This window comes from Marivirga sp. (genome assembly GCF_024636815.1).
Lineage (GTDB): Bacteria > Bacteroidota > Bacteroidia > Cytophagales > Cyclobacteriaceae > Marivirga.
On record NZ_JAGXGF010000161.1, the window covers coordinates 20,570 to 33,210 of the forward strand.

Consider the following 12,641-nt stretch of genomic DNA (forward strand, 5'->3'; position numbering starts at 1 on the left):
TTTTATCTATATTATTTATATTAATATAGATGATTATTATATGTTGTACTCTTTAAATTCCTTATAATTTAAAGAATTATCTTATAACTTAAAAGTATCAATTACAGTAACGGTATATTCATCTAACAACTCAATTTACTTTCAAACTGAGAAAAGTGAGATTCTACTAACCTGAGTTTCTATATAGATTAAGAAAATGAGCATAAAAAAAGGTGATAAACATTAAATGCTTATCACCCTTTTTTCAGATTAATTTGATGGTAAACTCAAATTAATTCCAATACTTTTTCAGGTGGTCTGCCCACCACCGCTTTATCTCCTTTAATAAAAATTGGCCTTTCGATTAACTTAGGTTCTGCAATCATAGCCTCAATCCACTTAGAATCGGATAAATCTTTTCCTTTATACATTTCTTTGAAGACCTTCTCATTTTTGCGCAACAGATCTTCCGCCTTCATGTCAAGTTTCTTAAGTACGTCTTCTAATTCAGCATGAGTGGGGATATTCTTTAAATATTCCACTATTTCAGGTTCAACTCCTTTTTCCTGTAATAATTTCAAAGCTTCTCTGCTTTTCCCACATCTTGGATTATGATAAAATTTCATAGTACATGAATTTAAAAGTGTCTTTATGAGATATCAAAAAAGACTGCATTTCAAAATATTAACCTATAGTTTCCACTACCAAATTATGGTTCGTGTAAATACAAATATCAGCTGCGATATGTAAGCTTTCTCTCACGATATCTTCTGCAGATAATTTATCCCCGGCATGCTTTTTCAAAGCCGTTGCCGCAGATTGAGCATACATACTACCGGAACCTATGGTTGCAATCTGATTATCAGGTTCTAAAACATCTCCCGTACCGGAAATAATTAAAACCTCATCCTTATCGGCTACAATCATCATAGCTTCGAGCTTTCTTAGATAACGATCTGTTCTCCAATCTTTTGCTAATTCAATAGCAGAACGTTTCATATTGCCACCAAAAGCATTAAGCTTTTCATCGAATTTTTCTAATAAATTAAAAGCATCCGCAGTGGAACCGGCAAAGCCCGTTACGATTTTACCGTCTTGAAGCTTTCTGATTTTCTTAACATTACTTTTAGCAACAGTATTCCCCATCGTTGCCTGGCCATCAGCTCCAATAGCTACTTGGCCTTTGTGCACAACCGCGCAAACGGTAGTTGATCTTATTTTTGTCATCTTAATTTTTTGGCTTAAATATCAGTAATAAAAAAGTCTCGTTATAAAACAACGAGACTTCATTATACAAGTTAGTATAATTTTTAAATCAATATTCTCACTGGGTCTTCCAACAATCCTTTTAAGGTTTGTAAGAATGCAGAACCAACTGCTCCATCCACAACTCTGTGGTCGCATGAAAGCGTTACTTTCATTACGTTACCTGGAACCAATTGACCATCTTTCACAATAGCCGTTTGTTTGATTCCACCTACTGCCAAAATACAAGCATCAGGCGGATTGATAATGGCTGTGAATTCCTCTACACCAAACATTCCTAAATTAGAGATGGTAAAAGTATTTCCTTCCCAATCTTTTTGTTCTAATTCTTTATTTTTAGCCTTTTTAGCAAATTCTTTTGCTTCAGTTGCAATGTGAGACAATGACTTATTATCTGCAAAACGAATTACAGGAACTAATAAACCTTCCTCAACAGCTACTGCCATTCCAACATGGATATGATTATTTCTTCTGATTTTATCTCCCATCCATGAGCTATTCACTTTTGGATGCTGACGCAATGATGCTGCTACCGCTTTTATGACCATGTCATTAAAAGATATTTTAACAGGACTCACCTCATTAATACTTTTACGGGCTTCCATGGCTTTATCCATATTGATCTCCATAGTCACATAAAAATGAGGAGCACTGAACTTACTTTCAGCAAGTCTTTTGGCAACTGTTTTTCTCATCTGAGAAACCTTCACTTCTTCATAGCTCTCCTCTCCCACTACTTGTGGAATACTCATGGCCTGATCGGATGAAGTATCTTGTTTTGAAGCTTCTTTAGATTTTTGCTTAGGAGTGAAGTTTTCTACATCAGATTTAATGATTCTTCCATTACCACCTGAGCCTTCTACTTCGGCTAAATCAATTCCTTTATCTTTAGCAATCTTCTTAGCTAACGGACTTGCAAAAACTCTTCCACTATCTTTGCCATTTTTCTCTTTATTAGCAGCTTCTGCAGGTGGAGTCGGTTTAGGACTTCCTGAATCAGATTTACTTTCAGATGATTTTTTATCTTCAGACTTCTCTTTCTTTTCTTCTTTATCTTCTTTCTTGCTTTCTCCACCAGAAGATTTTTGCTCATGTGCTTTGATTAATTTCTCATAATCAGCACCCTCTTCACCAATCACAGCTATAACGCCATCAATTGGGGCAGCATCTCCTTCTTTAATTCCTATATACAATAAAGTACCATCCTCATAAGCCTCTAATTCCATCGTGGCTTTATCAGTTTCAACCTCAGCTAAGATATCTCCGGCTTCTACTTTATCTCCTTCTTTCTTCAACCATGAAGCAATTACTCCTTCTTCCATGGTATCACTCATTTTCGGCATGGTGATTAAAGTCGCATTCACATCTGAAGCATCAATTTCTTCATCGCTACCCTTCTCTGATTTTTTATCCTCAGATTTATCTTTGTCTTCAGACTTACTCTCTTCAGATTTTTCTGATTTATTGGAGTCTCCACCGTTTTCGATTTCTTTCAATAAATCATCAATATCTTCACCCTTTTCACCTATGATGGCAATTACTCCATCAACAGGGACAGCATCACCTTCTTTGATGCCTATATGTAAAATCACTCCGTCTTCGTAAGATTCTAATTCCATTGTGGCTTTATCGGTTTCTACCTCAGCCAATATATCTCCTGATGATACCTCATCGCCCTCTTTTACCAACCATGAGGCAATTACGCCTTCCTCCATGGTGTCACTCATTTTGGGCATTTTTATTACTTCAGCCATATATGTCGATTTCTATTAAACTTGTCAAAAATAATGGGAATTCAACCTTAATTCAAATTAATTGAAGTAAAGTATTAATAATACCCGAAAACTTTCCTAATGTTTTAAATTTAGGCGAAATTAAAAAGCCCGCACCATTTAAGGAACGGGCCAATACAAATAAATTAATTTCTTTTATTCAGAGGCTTCCGTCTCAGCTTTTTCATTGTAAGCTTTATTCAAACCTTCAATTACTTCATTGGTGATTTCCAATCCTTCATTGGCATACAATACATCACTACCTCTTGAGTAAGTCAAAACCAATTGAAGATTGTTTTTATCACCATACACTTTTAAATAATCACTTATGGTTTTGTATAACTCATTATTCAATTCTGCCTCTTTCTGACGTAATTTCATTGATAAATCTTCCTGATAAACTCTTAAATTCTGCTGTTTCTTCATCAAGTTTTCTTCCAACGCTTTACCCTGTGCCACTGTTAGGTTTTGAGCTGTTCTCTGGAAATCACTAATTTCATTTTGTAAACCTTGCGCTCTGTTTTGATATTCTTTCTCATATTTTTGAGAAAGGTCACCTAATTCAGATTGAATTTCTTTCATGAAATCATAATTTGCTAATAAAGAATCAGAATGAACATAGGCTATGGCTACATTTTGATATATTTTATCATCTTTTTGCTCAGTTGAGGTATTTTCCTCTGCTTGCTCGCTTCCACTGAATTTGTCAATAAATAAATAAGCAACTGCTACAATTAAAATGACATTTAGTACTATTAATAAGTTTTTCACGTGTATTATATTTTAGATTAGGTTTTACAAACGCTTGCAAAGTTAATCAAACAAATTAAAGTGCAAAGCCTATAATTTTCAGAATTAATCTAAATTTTCACCTTTATTATCTTCCTGCTTTTTCAAATCCTTATACTCATATAAAAATTGATGGTCTGGGTTGGTGAAATTATAATTCTCTCCATCATCTTCGTATTCTTCTTCCTCCCAATCCTTCTCAAAATACAATTTCAGCTCTGCTTGTCCTGCAAAATCATTTTTCATCCACAAAGCAACCAAAAGACCGCTTAATAAACCCATCAAATGCGACTCCCAAGAAATGTGGCCATCTTGAGGTAATACGCCATAAAACATACCTCCATATAAAAGCAGCACCACAAAAGAAAGCGCTAATGAGGATTGGTTTTTACGCAAAAGACCGCTAAATAAAATAAAAGAAGCTATGCCGTAAATTACACCGCTAGCTCCAATATGATAGGCTTCTCTGGCTATTATCCAAACGAAAATACCTGTTACTGAATAAATAAAAAGTAATGCTTTAAGCGGTATTTTATCATAAAAGAAAAACAAAATGATGATCAATAACATCAGAGAAAAGCTATTAGAGAGCAAATGCAAAAAATCACCATGGATAAATGGAGAGGTAAATATCCCGATAGTTCCCAATAAATGGCGGGGCATAATACCAAAATGAGCGAAATTTGTAGCGAAGCCCCATTCTGCAGCTTTAACAAGCCATAGGATTAAGATAATGTAGCTACCAAAGACCACACTCTGCCGAAAAAGTGATTTTTCTTTAGACATATAATAAAGATACGAAATTCCTGAAAAAAGGTCGGGATTTTTTAAAAGTAGATGTCCTGAGCCAGGCGATAAGTATTAGCATTTGCTTCAATTATATGAGCTATTTTTTCAGAATAACCTCCTCCCATGCTTGCTACAACTGGAATTTCATTTTTAAAACAATGCTCAAAAACAATTTTATCTCTTTCCTTACCTCCGGCTATGCTCATCCCTAATCTACCCAATTTATCTGTTGCCAACACATCTACGCCCGATTGGAAAAATATAAAGTCAGGTTGCTGTTCATCAATTAATCGCGGAAGATTTTCTCTTAAAATTTTTAGATAAGTTTTATCATCCGTCTTATCCTCTAGCTCAATATCTAAATCCGAGTTTTCTTTATGCATAGGATAATTTCCTTTTCCATGCATGCTAAAAGTAAAAACATCAGGATTGTTATGGAAAATCTCGGCTGTTCCATTGCCTTGATGCACATCCAAATCAACTACCAATACTTTTTGAGCTTTACTATTTTTCAATAAATAATGAGCTGCAATAGCTATATCATTTAACAAACAAAAGCCCTCTCCTCTGTCGGTAAAAGCATGATGGGTTCCACCTGCAATATTCATAGCAACTCCATATTCCAAAGCAAAATAGGCGGCATCAATAGTTCCCTGATTAATAATCCGTTCTCTTTCCACCAAAGCAGCCGATAAAGGGAACCCTGTTCTCCTCTCTTCTTTTCTGCTTAAAGACAAATTCTTGAGCTTCTGCCAATATTCTTCTTTATGAATAGCTAAAATATCTTCTTCAGATAGTAGGTCGGGTGAAAAGAAATTACTTTCTGTTACAGTCCCTTCATAAAGTAACTGCTCAGGCAGCAGTTCATACTTCTCCATGGGAAAGCGATGATTTTCAGGTAAGGTATGAGCGTATTCTTTTCTGTAGGCTATTTTCAACATTTAGTAATAATATCTAAAGATAACTCAAGCTAAGTAAGTGTGTTTAATATTTTTAAAGATTAACGTAATCCTTTATTAAAAATAGGACAAAAAAAATGCTGACTCATTTGAATCAGCACTTTTTTTATTATTTCAAGATCTTGTCACTTGCCTCTTACTAATCTAGCAATTACAGATATGACCAGTAGTACCAAAAATATATAAAAAATAATTTTTGCTATTCCCGCGGCTCCAGCGGCTATGCCTCCAAATCCTAATACAGCTGCTACTAGCGCAACAATTAAGAAAATTACAATCCATCGTAACATAGTGTAGTTTTAAGGTTTAAAAATGATAGTTAATCAGTATTATACTCTTTTGTACGAAAAGAAATGATAAAAGATTAATTATATAATATAAACAACTACTCCCTAAGAAATTAGATTATTATTTTAGATATGACTGTGATTGTAAATACCAAGCTTGGGATAATTTTTAATTCTCGTCAAATTCCTCTTCATCAGAAACAAAAGAGTAAAGAGTATCATCTAAATTCAGATTATCTTCATTGAAATCAGTCACAAATTTATTCATCACTAAATCATCCACCTCATCCACATTTAAACCGATATCCAATCCAATCCCATATTCTCCACCATTGTCCATATCCACATGCTCCTGAACTTTTACCAGTTCCTCATCTTCAATATCATCTATCATCTCCGCAATGTAAAGACCAATTTCCTCCTCCACATTATCCAGCGTTCTTAAATCACCATTTTCGTCTTCTTGAAATTTAATGGGTTTGAAATTTGGGAATTTCTGTGCGGCTTTATGTTCAGCCAATTCGTATACCTCACTGGCATGATGCAATCGTAATGTATAAATTACGGCATCATAAATTACTTCCTTTCCTTCATACATTCCTGTAAAGCGAAAATGCTTATACTCATCATTATTGTCATCGGTATCAACCAAGACAAATTTGTTTTTCTGCTGAGCAATTTTCTGCTTCAATTTCTCGATTTCTAAGGCATCGAAGCCTGGATTTTGAGCACTCATAGTTCACTGGTTAGTATTGGGGAAATAAATTACAATTTTTTTTCAGAAATCACAATATTTTAAAATTTATTCACTCTTTTTACTAACGGCTTCAAAAATGCTATTTACGATTGCTAGTATTACACCAAATAATAATGCCCACCAAAAGCCATCTACGTAAAACCCATCCACCACATAATCTGCTAACATAATCATTAAAGCATTGATTACCAGCAAGAAGAACCCTAAAGTAAATACAGTTACGGGAATGGTTAATATAACTAAAAGAGGTTTGAGAGTAGCACTAAATAATGCTAAAAACAATGATACTACAAGAGCATCAAAAAAGCCTTCCACATGGGCTCCTGGGAGTATGTAAGAAGCTACTATTACAGCAAGTGAGGATAAAAGTAATTTGATTAAGAAGTTCATGCAAAAAAGTTTAATTAAAAATATCTTTTTTCTAACACCTTTTGGTGGTGCTTCCAATGTCCAACAGTGATATACCATAAACTCATAATAGAAATGGGCTTGCCATCGGCTTCACCTTCTTTTTTGAGAATTTTGTCAGGCATTGATTGGAATAAAGATAAGTGACTTTTTCTTAAATGATAAAACTCTTCTGCCATTTTTGATTTATTCTGGCGGGAATATTCTGAAACTGTAGCATAATCGTTTTCGGAAAACCCTGGGAGAGAGTCCGTTTCGCCTCTAGCGAGGGAAAGTGCACGAAACACCATAATTCGTTCAGTATCTATGCAATGCTGCACTAATTGAGCAACGGTCCATTTTCCTTTTTCATATCTGTATTTCCATTTTTCATCCGGAATATTATTGATTAACACAGATATCTCACTGACTTGATGTTTAAGTTCAGTTTCTATATCATCTTTTACTAAATCAACATAACTCTGATAAAAAGGAGCGTGTACTAGATTCATATTTAAGTTATTTATTCCTTAATGGCATCCATTTTTTTGGCTACCTCCTCGGCTTCTGCCATTTTCTGATCAGCCTTCTTTCTGTCAATGCTGCTCAATTTATGATATTCTGCTAGAAGCTTTTTGTATTCTTCATTTAACTTTTCTTTTTCTGATTTCTTTTTAAATAATCCAAACATAGTTTTTCTTTAGTTTTGAAAACAGTCCCTTACTCAATTTGTTCGAATTACTTTCAATCCCTCCAAAAGGAAATTAATCAAATCTTGCTTTCTTTCAGGCATTTCCTCAACTGGAAATTTCATGCTTAGCTTTATAAAATCTGTATTCTCAAGATGTTCTTCAATTTCATTCGAACAAAGCCCATTTAAAAGTACGTAATTATTGGATTTATAATCGTATTCCCAGGGAGAACTATTCACACAAAAATAAATTCCTTCTGAATTTCTATAGTATTCAATCAAAGCTAAGCCATATTCTTTTACATAGTTTCCTTGCAAATGAAGAGTAGAGGAGATGAAATTTCCCCAATAAAACATAGTACGAAATGCCAAAATATCATCTTTTGTAAAAAAAGCAGGGAAATCAAGCATCATATAAGGCAGTCGCTTATAATTTTCACCTTTTGATATTTTACCATTAATTAGATTTAATTCGTGAGGTAATTTATCCTGAAAAGGGATTAATTGAATTCTAATTTCCTCTTGCATCTCCTCCAGGAATTCCCATACTTTTTCCATCATCCGATATTTAATCAATAGAACGGTTGGGTCTGAGGCTAAATCTAATTCTTGGGTGGTAAATTTTGACATAACAAAAAAGGGTGAATTAATTTATCCACCCTATAAAATTTTATTTGAAATTTCTAAACCTGATCAGGCTTTTGAATAATTTTCAAGACCACCTCGTGTTGGTCATTATCTTTATCCGTCAACTTAACTCTGACCATGGGGTTATCCGCCTTAATATTATCTTCCACGGCTATTATTTTAAATTGACTCAATTTGCCCTCAATTTCTGGAGCTAACTCTTTAATAGCTTTTGCAAACTCTACTTCAAGCTGACTGGGATTATATTGCTTTGTAATCATAGTTCTTTCTGTTTTTATAAATCTAATAATTTAAATAGAAAAATCACATCAGATATAAGATAATTACCATCTAATAAGAGCAGATGCCCATGTAAATCCACTACCAAAAGCAGCTAAGCAAACTAAATCCCCCTCTTTAACTTTTCCTTCATGCCACGCTTCACTTAATGCAATTGGAATAGAAGCTGCAGTAGTATTACCATATTTTTGGATGTTATTGTAAACCTTATCATCTGACAAGCCCATTTTTGATTGAATAAACTTAGAGATTCGTAAGTTTGCTTGATGCGGTACTAGCATATCAATATCAGAAGCTTTTAGATTATTTGCTTCCAATGCTTCATTGATGACTTCCTGGAAACGAACTACCGCATGCTTAAACACCATATTTCCGTTCATATACACTTTATAACCTGAAGTATCTAAAATCTGCTCGGGTTGTCTTTCTTCTCTTGGCCGACTACTCCCTGGGTCTTTCACATATAATTCCTCAGCATAAGTTCCTTCAGCGTGCAAATGAGTGGACAAAACACCCTGCTGGTCACTTGCACTCATAATAGCTACTCCTACCCCATCACCGAAAATAACAGCAGTTGAGCGTCCTCTATCTGACATATCTATGGCACTGGACTGAATTTCACCACCTACAACCATAATGTTTTTATACATGCCAGTTTTAATAAACTGATCCGCCACAGATAAACTATAAACAAAACCTGAACATGCATTGCGAATATCTAAGCAACCTATTGTACTCATGCCCATCTCTCGTTGCAGCAAAACACTCGAGCCTGGAAAGAAATAATCAGGCGTAATGCTCGCAAAAATGATAAAATCAATATCATCATTTTTCATCTTTGCATTTTCCAAAGCCATATCAGTTGCTTTTTTAGCCATTTTAGCTAAAGAGCCCTCTATTTCAGGATCAAAGAACCGTCTTTCCTTTATTCCTGTACGTTCTGTAATCCATTCATCGGTTGTGTCTATCCACTTTGCTATATCATCATTGGTCACCACTGTTTGAGGTACAGCATGACCTAAACCAACTATTTTTGAATTTTTCATATTTAATTTACTCGTTTCCGTTTCCTGTTACATTTGAAATAAATGTAGCATTTCAAAATGCGACCCAATATAGAGCAATATTGGATTCTAATCAAAAATAGTAGTCATGCAGAGTATTTAAACCGACTGATGTCTACACCAATTATTCTTCAAACCAAGTTTTATAAAGCGTGTAATTTTTGGCTGTCCTAGCAAAAATTTCTTGCATTTCACCTTCTATCTTTTTTACTTTTTTGGCGGGAACTCCAGCATAGATATAACCTGACTCTACAATAGTATTTTCTAAAACCACAGCTCCTGCTGCCACCATAGCACCAGATTGAACGACTGCGTTATCCATCACAATAGCTCCCATTCCAACCAATGCAGAATCTTCAATTGTGCAACCATGAACAATAGCTTTATGCCCTATAGATACTTTATTACCTATAGTAGTCGAAGCCTTCTGATAAGTGCAATGGATAACGGCTCCATCTTGTATATTGGTTTGGTCACCTATGATAATACTGTTCACGTCACCTCTTACCACAGCACTCCACCAAATGCTGCATTCCTTGCCAATTGTCACATCACCAACAATCACTGCATTGTCAGCTATGTAAGTATTTTCTCCAATGATGGGCAATTTCCCTTCGCATTTCTTAATTATTCCCATTTTATATTATATTTTTATATGTATCGAAATTAATAATAATGTACTTTTTATATTACTTCCACAAACTTTATAAAAGTTAAGGCGTTATTCGAGTAAGTCAATAAAAATCTCTAATCTATTATGAAAATTTTAAAAACAACAAGCGCATTAGCACTAGCTGTAATATTAACGGTTGCTTGCACTTCCAATCCTAAAGGAGACGAAGCAAAAGTAAGCGAAGCAGAAGAAGTAACAGAAGCAGAAGGTATCGAAATACTTGTATCCTCTGATGAAGCTGATATGGAATTTGTTGGAACAAAACCTACAGGAAGGCATTATGGAAACATTGCGCTTTCTGATGGCTCTATTTCTGTAAAAGATGGAAAAGTAACCGGTGGTAAATTCATTTTTGATTTAAATCAAATTACTATTACGGACTTAAAAGATGATCGTGAAAATCATAAAAAATTAGTGAATCACTTGCAATCAGATGACTTTTTTGATGCAGAAAATCATCCTCAGGTTATATTCGAGTTAGTTTCCATAAAATCACTAAATCCTGAGAAAACAGCCGCTGATTACGATTCCTATCAAGATGATATGGAGCAACCTTCAAAAGATGAAAAAATTATGGAAATACCGGAATATGAGTTAGAAAATGCCACTCATGAAGTAACAGGTAATTTAACTATGAGAGGAAAAACTTTAGCTATCACAGTACCCGCAAAAATTAATGTTAATGACAAAGGAGTTAAAGCTTTTACTAACTTCAGTATTGATAGAACCAAATGGGGTCTAATGTATGGGGATGAATCTAAAGTCGATGATAAATTAAAAGACAAATTTATTTATAACATCGTTGGTGTTGGATTTAATATTGATGCTAAAGCTGAAAACATGTAATCCATTTCTTTTAAAAAGAAACTGAAGGTTGCTACTATTTTTTAGCAACCTTTTTTTATGCAATTTTGCCAAAAAATAAGCTCTATTGGAATCTATAAAAATCGAAATATCACAATTCCCAAATTATTGGGAGTCATTAATAGACTGGAGCAATCAATTTCCATATGTGGCCATTTTCCATCCGCAACAAGTAGAACAATATCCTTTTGGAGCTTTCCTAAAGTGTATTGCAGTAGGAAATGAAAAAATAAAACTCAGTACTCCATATTTCCAATCTTTAAAAACTTACGTAAAAGAAAACCCAGATAAAAAGCTATTTGGTTATTTGGGATATGATTTAAAAAATGAATTAGAAAAATTAAAAAGCGAAAATCTATCTGTTATCAATTGGGAACCCATGAATTTCTTTATTCCTGATTGTATCATTTCATTTGAAGGAAATCATCTCATCATTCAAAGTGAAAATCCCGAACTATTTCAAAATAAAATTAGACACGCACTTTCAAAAAGCATTGCAAAAAATATAGCAAAAGCATCGATTAGAAATTTAAAAGTATGGACAAATAAAGCCGAATATATTGACACAGTAAATAAATTAAGAAACCACATTGAAGAAGGTGATATTTACGAAATCAATTATTGCATAAACTATTCAGCAAAAGCTAAAAACTTAAATCCTATTCAAGTATTCCAGGAGCTATGCAATAACTCTCCAGCTCCTTTTGCATCATTTCTAAAGATGGGCAAACAATATATAATCTCTGCTTCTCCCGAACGCTTTATAAAACTCAAAGACAATAAAATTATCAGTCAGCCCATAAAAGGAACTGCAAGCAGAGGTATAACGGATTTAGAAGATGAGGAAAACAAAAAACAGCTATCTGAAAGCGAGAAAGAAAGAGCTGAAAATATGATGATAGTGGATTTAGTGAGGAATGATTTAGCCAAATCAGCCAAAAGTGGAAGTGTGAAAGTTGAGGAGATTTTCGGCATCTATAGCTTCGAGCAAGTACATCAAATGATCAGCACTATTTCAGCAAATAAACGCCATGAAATTCACTCTGTTGATACCATTAAAAATGCATTCCCAATGGGAAGTATGACGGGTGCTCCAAAAATCAGAGCTATGAAATTGATTGAAGAATACGAAAACAGCAAAAGAAATGTATTTTCAGGAAGTATAGGCTATTTCAATGGAGAAAATGAATTTGATTTTAATGTGCTCATCCGTAGTATTTATTTTGATGAAGAAACCAATGATTTAAATTATCAGGTCGGCAGCGCCATTACATATGATTCTGATGCAGAAGCTGAATATCAAGAATGCCTCCTAAAAGCCAAAGCAATAGAAAAAACACTTGGTATTCTATAATCTTACAAATCTTAAATTTCCCAAGGAAAAACTACTGCCATAATGTCATTTTCAAGAATTATTGGCTACCTTTGCCTGTTATA

At 34.1% G+C, this 12,641-nt stretch carries 17 protein-coding genes; 2 read left to right on the plus strand and 15 right to left on the minus strand.

Annotation, left to right across the window (positions count from 1 at the left end; genetic code table 11):
* Positions 1–266 precede the first annotated feature (266 nt).
* From arsC to Q0L29_RS11735, 15 genes are all read right to left on the minus strand, one after another.
* Complete coding sequence (gene arsC, locus Q0L29_RS11665) at positions 267–605, minus strand: arsenate reductase (glutaredoxin) (RefSeq protein ID WP_296621844.1); 339 nt, start codon at positions 603–605, stop codon at positions 267–269.
* 58 nt (positions 606–663) lie between these two features.
* On the minus strand, positions 664–1,206 hold the full coding sequence (gene hslV, locus Q0L29_RS11670; RefSeq protein ID WP_296621846.1) for an ATP-dependent protease subunit HslV: 543 nt from the start codon (positions 1,204–1,206) through the stop codon (positions 664–666).
* An 83-nt stretch (positions 1,207–1,289) separates the two neighbouring features.
* Positions 1,290–2,999: a pyruvate dehydrogenase complex dihydrolipoamide acetyltransferase gene (locus Q0L29_RS11675; protein WP_296621847.1), complete on the minus strand. Its 1,710-nt coding sequence runs from the start codon at positions 2,997–2,999 to the stop codon at positions 1,290–1,292.
* Positions 3,000–3,173: 174 nt separating this feature from the next.
* On the minus strand, positions 3,174–3,788 hold the full coding sequence (locus Q0L29_RS11680) for an OmpH family outer membrane protein (protein WP_296621849.1): 615 nt from the start codon (positions 3,786–3,788) through the stop codon (positions 3,174–3,176).
* An 84-nt stretch (positions 3,789–3,872) separates the two neighbouring features.
* Entirely contained in the window at positions 3,873–4,592 is a 720-nt protein-coding gene (locus Q0L29_RS11685; RefSeq protein WP_296621851.1) for a rhomboid family intramembrane serine protease, read from the minus strand.
* A gap of 41 nt (positions 4,593–4,633) precedes the next feature.
* Entirely contained in the window at positions 4,634–5,536 is a 903-nt protein-coding gene (locus Q0L29_RS11690) for a histone deacetylase (RefSeq protein ID WP_296621853.1), read from the minus strand.
* A 143-nt stretch (positions 5,537–5,679) separates the two neighbouring features.
* Complete coding sequence (locus Q0L29_RS11695; protein WP_296621854.1) at positions 5,680–5,844, minus strand: DUF1328 domain-containing protein; 165 nt, start codon at positions 5,842–5,844, stop codon at positions 5,680–5,682.
* A 166-nt stretch (positions 5,845–6,010) separates the two neighbouring features.
* Positions 6,011–6,577 carry a hypothetical protein gene (locus Q0L29_RS11700; RefSeq protein WP_296621856.1) on the minus strand — a complete coding sequence of 189 codons (567 nt, stop codon included), beginning with the start codon at positions 6,575–6,577 and terminating at the stop codon, positions 6,011–6,013.
* Between the two features lie 66 nt (positions 6,578–6,643).
* A complete protein-coding gene (locus Q0L29_RS11705; RefSeq protein WP_296621858.1) occupies positions 6,644–6,988 on the minus strand; it encodes a phage holin family protein in 345 nt (114 codons plus the stop codon).
* Positions 6,989–7,002: 14 nt separating this feature from the next.
* Complete coding sequence (locus tag Q0L29_RS11710) at positions 7,003–7,497, minus strand: DinB family protein (RefSeq protein ID WP_296621860.1); 495 nt, start codon at positions 7,495–7,497, stop codon at positions 7,003–7,005.
* Between the two features lie 11 nt (positions 7,498–7,508).
* Entirely contained in the window at positions 7,509–7,676 is a 168-nt protein-coding gene (locus Q0L29_RS11715) for a Lacal_2735 family protein (RefSeq protein ID WP_296621863.1), read from the minus strand.
* A 33-nt stretch (positions 7,677–7,709) separates the two neighbouring features.
* A complete protein-coding gene (locus Q0L29_RS11720) occupies positions 7,710–8,306 on the minus strand; it encodes a hypothetical protein (protein ID WP_296621865.1) in 597 nt (198 codons plus the stop codon).
* A 53-nt stretch (positions 8,307–8,359) separates the two neighbouring features.
* Positions 8,360–8,584 (minus strand): hypothetical protein, encoded by a 225-nt coding sequence (locus Q0L29_RS11725; protein WP_296621866.1) that lies wholly within the window; start codon positions 8,582–8,584, stop codon positions 8,360–8,362.
* Between the two features lie 63 nt (positions 8,585–8,647).
* Positions 8,648–9,649 carry a 3-oxoacyl-ACP synthase III family protein gene (locus Q0L29_RS11730; protein ID WP_296621868.1) on the minus strand — a complete coding sequence of 334 codons (1,002 nt, stop codon included), beginning with the start codon at positions 9,647–9,649 and terminating at the stop codon, positions 8,648–8,650.
* Positions 9,650–9,791: 142 nt separating this feature from the next.
* Positions 9,792–10,304: a gamma carbonic anhydrase family protein gene (locus Q0L29_RS11735; RefSeq protein WP_296621870.1), complete on the minus strand. Its 513-nt coding sequence runs from the start codon at positions 10,302–10,304 to the stop codon at positions 9,792–9,794.
* Between the two features lie 120 nt (positions 10,305–10,424).
* Here Q0L29_RS11735 and Q0L29_RS11740 point away from each other — a divergent pair, with 120 nt between their 5' ends.
* Entirely contained in the window at positions 10,425–11,186 is a 762-nt protein-coding gene (locus Q0L29_RS11740; RefSeq protein WP_296621871.1) for a YceI family protein, read from the plus strand.
* Positions 11,187–11,271: 85 nt separating this feature from the next.
* The gene (gene pabB, locus Q0L29_RS11745; RefSeq protein ID WP_296621873.1) at positions 11,272–12,558 is read left to right on the plus strand and encodes an aminodeoxychorismate synthase component I; all 1,287 of its coding nucleotides are present in this window, start codon (positions 11,272–11,274) and stop codon (positions 12,556–12,558) included.
* Positions 12,559–12,641 lie beyond the last annotated feature (83 nt).